The following is a 4,490-nucleotide window of genomic DNA, read 5'->3' as shown; positions in this document are numbered from 1 at the left end:
TACCCTAGAGTAACCAAATCTATTTTAGAGAACGATAGCTTACTGACCTTTTATGACTTTCCTGCTTCAATCCGAAGAAGCTTGTACTCCACTAATTTGATTGAGTCTTTTAACAAACAAATTAAAAAATACAGTCGGCGTAAAGAGCAATTTCAAAATGAAGAATCTATGGATCGCTTTTTAGTCTCAAATTTTGATCTGTACAATCAGAAATTTTTAACTCGAAGCCACCGCGGTTTCCAACAAGCTGAAGCAGAACTTTGGGAAATGTTTGGAGAACTAGAAGAAAGATAAGTTTTTTACAGAAGGAACTTTTTATTTACACAAACTTCTTGACGCTCTCTATACTCTATCGTTACTACAGAAAAATATTGGTATAATAGCTTCAATTATGTATCAATAGACTTAACCTGAATTATAATAACTGGAGAACTTGACTGAAGCGCTTTTATGTTGATAGGTCACACTAAACGAATAAAAAACTGAAATTCTGATGGAGGAAATAATGATAGAAATATATTCGGTTCAACAGTACATTACAGAAATAGATAATCTAGGTGATAAAAAATTTCTTTTTCGTGGAGAAAGTGATTATCATGAGGAAATAACAGCTAGTGTATTGAGATCACATAAAGGTCAATATTACGACTCTGAAAAATTGCGCAAAGATTATTATAGAGAAATAGCACATGAACTGAGTCAAAGTGAAAAAGACAATTTTTTGGCATATTCACAACACCATGGGTTGCCTACACCTTTAATTGATATAACTACAAACCCTTTAGTAGCACTTTACTTTTCCACTGCTTACAATCTACCTATAAAAACAGGATACGTCCATGTATTTGATAGAAATAACTGTATTCCTTTTGATATACTGCCGAAAAACTACATAGATCGTCCCTTTGGACTTAGCACAATTGATAAATACGAAGGTTTCTTAAAATTTTTGGAAGAAAATAGACCTGAAACATACGATTTAGTAGTGTATCTATTAACAGATTTGTTGAAAAAAATTTACACCATAGAAACTGGTCAAACTTTTAGTGAGAAAATAATACTGAATATACGAAATCACTTAAAATCGACATATAAATTAGAAGAAATCTATAAGTCAAATCTAGAAAGTATTATTTGTGATTTAGAAAAAGAGGAAGTCATTTTTTCTGAATTAAATAAAAGTGTGCGGTACTACGATAATAAATCAGATAGTTTCTACTTTTATACAAACACAACCCATAATAGCTTTGGTAGAGAATTTACTTATGGATTTTGGTGGATATTTTTAATAAACCGTTATGATAATTGTTTTTTCACTTTAGATACTCATGTTACTTTTCATAAACGTAAAGACTACTCTATGATTCCTAAACCAGTTATCCCACCTGTTTTGTATCAATCTGAAATATCCTTTGATAGAATGAAAGTTCAAAATGGGTTATTTTTCTATCAATTATTTTCAAAATTTGGAAGAAAACGACCAATAATTACTCAACACATTATGAAAGATCATACATTTAAAATTAATGATAAATTATCTATTTTAAAACAATTGGATAGAATAGGAATAAATAGAAAAACGTTATTTCTAGATCATGATAATACAGCGAAGTATTTAGCCGAGAAACAATTTTGAAAATACTAACCGTTAAAAAATCGTTCCTAATTATTTTAACCTTGAAAAAAACGCAACAATACTGATTAATGTTGCATGCAAAAAAAGAATCCTATTTAAAAATAGGATTCTTTTTTTATTTGTGACTATCGAAATTACTACTATACTTGTTATTTTCCTACTCTTTTCGCATATTCTTTAGGGTAACGTTCCCCTGAAATTTCGATTTTCGAAAGAGCATTGTTCAGTTCACTCAATTCATTCTGAGTTAGTTGAACCTCTGAAGCGGCAAGATTTTCTTCTAAGCGTTCTAATTTTCTAGTTCCAGGAATAGGGACAATCCATGGTTTTTGGGCAAGTACCCAAGCAAGCGCAACTTGAGGTAATGTTGCTTCTTTTTCTGCAGCAAATTTTCCTATAAGGTCAATGAGTACCTGATTAGCTTCCATATGTTCTACTTCAAATCGAGGAACAAGGCTACGAAAATCGTCATTATTAAATGTTGCTTTTTTATCGATTTTTCCCGTAAGGAATCCTTTTCCTAAAGGACTAAACGGTACAAACCCAATACCTAACGATTCAAGAGTAGGAAATAGTTCTTTTTCAGGGCTTCTCCACATCATGGAATACTCACTTTGAACAGCTGTGACGGGTTGAACAGCATGTGCACGACGAATCGTTTCAGCACCTGCTTCAGAAAGCCCCCAGTGTTTTACCTTCCCTTCTTTAATCAGGTCTTGCAACACACCAGCCACTTCTTCAATTGGAGTATTGGGATCTACACGGTGTTGATAGTAAAGATCAATCGTATCTACTTTTAGACGTTTAAGTGATCCTTCAACTGATTTCTTGATTTGTTCTGGGCTACTATCTAGCACCTGTTTATTGTTTGCCATCTGAATACCAAATTTAGTTGCGATTATGACTTGTTTTTTGAACAGAGCAAGTGCTTCCCCTAGTAACTCTTCATTCACATATGGACCATATACCTCGGCTGTGTCAAAAAAAGTAACGCCCCGATCAAGTGCTGCATGGATTAGAGAGATCATTTCTTTCTTGTCTGAAGCTTTTCCGTAACCATGACTCATTCCCATACAACCAAGCCCAAGAGACGAGACTTCTAACCCACTATTTCCTAATGTACGCTTCTCCACTGATCATCTTCCTTTCTAAAAATCTGAAAGCCATCTATTAAGATTATCCTTGTCTTCATCTGCATTTCTATCTTCAACGGTATAAACTTCCTCTATATTGGATTTTGGAAGTAGTTCTGATAACCTTTGAAACGTATCTCCTGAACCATATCCAGCATTGGTAGAAAAGGAAGTGACTATTTTTCCTTCAAGTTCTTTTTCATATCCTTGTATGAATGTCACCATAGGATTAGCCAGCGTCATTGCCCATATTGGGTGTCCCAAAATAACCGTCTGATATTGTGTTAAATCAGGTATACCCGTAGATAATTCTGGATACAACTCATTATCTCTTTCGTAGGTTGCCCGATTTTCCGTTTCCTCATAGTTGCTGGGATAGGGCTCTTTGACCTGCAGCTCTAAAATATCAGAATCGATTGTTTCACTAATTTCTTTTGCTAATTCTTCTGTATGGCCACTTCTTGAAAAATAAATAACAATAGATTTTGCTGAATCTGACAACTTTCTAGTGGGTGCTTCGCTTGCATTTGTATCTTTTCCGTCTGATATAGCTCCACGTCCAAAATTGCCTGATTCACTTGTGGTTGACGCATTTTCCGGTGAGCTTTCTTCAGTTTGATTGTTCATTTGACAGCCTGATAAAAAAACAAAAGCAGATATTGCTCCAAAACTTTTTCTAATCATTAACGTTCTCCTTCCATAATTTAACCTAAAGATTTTAGTAAGAAGTCCGTAATCTCTACTATAAATAAAAGTTGTTGTTAGTCACTATACGTTTTTTAAATATCCATTTTTCTACTAGCCATCCATTTGATCATTTCTGGATCAGAATGAGAAAAGAATTGGCTTTCACCTTCATTTAAAGTTGCCATTTCTTTTTTATCCTCTTCAGTTAACTCAAAATCAAAAACAGCTAGATTCTCAACCATACGTTCTGGTTTCACTGACTTAGCTAGTACAATAATATCTTGCTCGACTAACCAACGAATAATGACTTGTGCTACTGATTTTCCATATTTATTTCCGATATTTTTTAAAACTGCATTATTGAAAATATCATTTTTCCCTTCAGCAAATGGTGCCCATGCTTCTGGGATAATGCCTTCATTTTTTAAAGCTTCAATATTTTTTGCTTGTTGTTGGAAAGGATTGATTTCAATTTGATTGACTTGTGGAGTCACTTCATTAAATGCAGCTAAGTCAACAGCTCGGTCAACTCCAAAGTTTGAGACACCAATTGCTCGAACTTTCCCTTGTTTTTGAAGTTCTTCCATTGCACGCCACGCTCCATACACATCATTATAAGGTTGGTGAATCAACAATAGATCTACATAGTCTAAACCTAATCGTTCTAGTGAGCGTTCTACAGAAGTCATAACTGGATAGGTTACACTGAGTTGGACAGAAAAGATAAGGTGTGTATACTAAACAAACATACACAGGAGGAATCTATCATGTCTACTCGTCGTCCACGTCGAACTTATACAGAAGAATTCAAGAAGCAAATTGTTGATTTACACAAAGCAGGAAAATCAAGAAAAGAAATCATAGAAGAATATGACCTTACAGGATCTGCTTTTGACAAATGGGTACGTCAACATAATCAAACCGGTTCATTCAAAGAAAAAGATAACTTAACACCTGAACAGAAAGAATTGAAAGAATTAAGAAAAGCCAATACCCAGCTTCAAATGGAAAATGATATTTTAAAGCAAGCGGCG

General features: G+C 34.1%; 6 protein-coding genes. 3 read left to right on the top strand and 3 right to left on the bottom strand.

Going from position 1 to position 4,490, the window contains the following annotated elements:
• On the top strand, positions 1–294 hold a 294-nt coding region (locus BM212_RS12030), incomplete at its 5' end, for a transposase (protein WP_177206322.1).
• 211 nt (positions 295–505) lie between these two features.
• Positions 506–1,636 carry an FRG domain-containing protein gene (locus BM212_RS12025; protein ID WP_072693691.1) on the top strand — a complete coding sequence of 377 codons (1,131 nt, stop codon included), beginning with the start codon at positions 506–508 and terminating at the stop codon, positions 1,634–1,636.
• A gap of 149 nt (positions 1,637–1,785) precedes the next feature.
• On the opposite strand, the gene BM212_RS12020 is transcribed toward BM212_RS12025, so the two are convergent.
• The 3 genes from BM212_RS12020 to BM212_RS12010 form a co-directional block, all read right to left on the bottom strand.
• On the bottom strand, positions 1,786–2,769 hold the full coding sequence (locus tag BM212_RS12020) for an aldo/keto reductase (RefSeq protein ID WP_072693690.1): 984 nt from the start codon (positions 2,767–2,769) through the stop codon (positions 1,786–1,788).
• 15 nt (positions 2,770–2,784) lie between these two features.
• Entirely contained in the window at positions 2,785–3,453 is a 669-nt protein-coding gene (locus BM212_RS12015) for a flavodoxin family protein (RefSeq protein WP_083540453.1), read from the bottom strand.
• A 95-nt stretch (positions 3,454–3,548) separates the two neighbouring features.
• Positions 3,549–4,145, bottom strand: coding sequence for an aldo/keto reductase (locus tag BM212_RS12010; protein WP_245750977.1), 597 nt, complete (start codon positions 4,143–4,145; stop codon positions 3,549–3,551).
• Between the two features lie 78 nt (positions 4,146–4,223).
• On the opposite strand from BM212_RS12010, the gene BM212_RS12005 reads away from it, so the two are divergent.
• Positions 4,224–4,490, top strand: a 267-nt coding sequence (locus tag BM212_RS12005) for a transposase (RefSeq protein WP_143744965.1), incomplete at its 3' end; no start/stop codon positions are given.

This window comes from Marinilactibacillus piezotolerans, from assembly GCF_900114235.1.
GTDB classification, from domain to species: domain Bacteria; phylum Bacillota; class Bacilli; order Lactobacillales; family Carnobacteriaceae_A; genus Marinilactibacillus; species Marinilactibacillus piezotolerans.
The sequence above is the reverse complement of the archived record's forward strand: the minus strand, read 5'-3'. Positions and strand labels throughout refer to the sequence as shown.

Coding starts and splice junctions, on each gene's coding strand:
- BM212_RS12010 (WP_245750977.1), bottom strand. CDS start 4,145: ATGACTTCTGTAGAACGCTCACTAGAACGATTAGGTTTAGACTATGTA.
- BM212_RS12015 (WP_083540453.1), bottom strand. CDS start 3,453: ATGATTAGAAAAAGTTTTGGAGCAATATCTGCTTTTGTTTTTTTATCA.
- BM212_RS12025 (WP_072693691.1), top strand. CDS start 506: ATGATAGAAATATATTCGGTTCAACAGTACATTACAGAAATAGATAAT.